Raw genomic sequence first — 1,665 nt, forward strand, 5'->3', positions numbered from 1 at the left:
CAGCGCGGCGTCCGGTTAATTGCCATCAACGATGGCGTGGACAGTCTGAAAGGCGACGATGATTTTATGCCCTTCCGCAATATCATGAATGAGTTTTACGCCCGCGACACCAGCCGGAAAATCCGCTCTGTGTTTAAGTCAAAAGGCATGAGTGGTAAGCACCTGACAGGCACCGTGATTTACGGCTACTTGTGGGATGAAAAGCGGGAACATTGGCTGGTAGATGAGGAAGCCGCCGAAGTGGTACGCCGTATCTTTTCCCTCACGCTGGAGGGATATGGGCCTTATCAGATCGCTTGCAAGTTGTCCGCAGACCGGATTGAAATTCCTGTCGTACACCTTGCCCGATTCAACGAAGGTGTGAACCGTTCAAAGCCGGTCAAAGACCCCTATGGATGGGGATCATCTACCATCGTGAACATTTTGAAAAAACGAGAGTATTTAGGGCATACCATCAATTTCAAGACCCGCAAGCACTTTAAGGACAAGAAAAGCCACTATGTTTCTGAGGATGAATGGACGATCTTTGAGAATACCCATGAAGCCATTATCGACCAGCAGACCTTTGATCTGGTGCAGAAAATCCGTAGCAATGTACGGCGTTATCCAAACGGCTGGGGCGAAGCGGCTCCCCTCACAGGTTTGCTCTATTGTGCCGATTGTGGCGGCAAGATGTATGTCCACCGCACCAACAATGGCAGGCGGATTTCTCAATATACCTGTTCCAATTATACCAAAATTCCGTGTGGGACACTATGCCCCACTCAACACCGTATCAATGAGAGTGCTGTTCTGACATTGGTTTCTGACACGCTCCGGGCTATCGCTGAATATTCCAGAAATGACCGGACGGAATTTATTCACACCGTTCAGGAAACGCAGGTTGCTCAACAGAGTGCCGATATATCGAAAAAGCGCAGGCGTCTGGCCGCTGCTCAAAAGAGAGCCGGAGAACTGGAAAAACTGATTTGCAAAATCTATGAGGACAATGCCCTCGGCAAGCTGCCGGATGCACGATATAGGGCGCTTGATGCACAGTATGCCAAAGAGCAGGACGCACTTGAGGTTGAAATTGCAGAGCTGGAAAAGGCTGTTACCGGCTATGAGCAGAGCCAGAAATCAGCGGAGAAATTTATAGCCCTGATTGATAAGTACGAGAATTTTGACACGCTGACAAACACCATGCTCAACGAGTTTGTAGAGAAAATCCTTGTCCACGAACGCGTCCGAAAAGGCAGTCAGGACACCACGCAGGAAATTGAAATCTACTTCAATTTTTTAGGACGCTATATCCCACCATCCTTGCAACCGGTTCCTTTAACCCCGGAGGAACAGGAAGAACTGCGGAAAAAAGAAGAACGCAAGGACAGGCTTCATCAGAACTATTTGAAGCGGAAAGCCAGCGGCGCACAAAAACGGTATGAGGACAAAATCAAGGCGAAGAAAAAAGCGGAAATGGACGCTAAGAAAGCCTTGATCCGGGCTGAGGATATGAAAAAAGGTATTTTTTCTACTGTCGGACAGCTACCGAAAGAAGAACCGCGCAAAGGCAGCATAGCAGCCAACGCAGCAGTCTAATCATCATGGAGCAAAGGAGAATGAATATGAGTAAGTTGACTTACATTCGTTGTGGAGATTATGATATACCCAACCTAAAACTTTCTG

The 1,665-nt window shown here is 48.0% G+C and carries 1 protein-coding gene; it reads left to right on the forward strand.

Going from position 1 to position 1,665, the window contains the following annotated elements:
• Positions 1 to 1,578, forward strand: a 1,578-nt coding sequence (locus ACMP1L_RS02245) for a DUF4368 domain-containing protein (protein WP_418451896.1), incomplete at its 5' end; no start/stop codon positions are given.
• Positions 1,579 to 1,665: the final 87 nt, after the last annotated feature.

This window comes from Ventrimonas sp. (genome assembly GCF_048380235.1).
Taxonomy (GTDB): Bacteria; Bacillota; Clostridia; order Lachnospirales; family Lachnospiraceae; genus Brotaphodocola.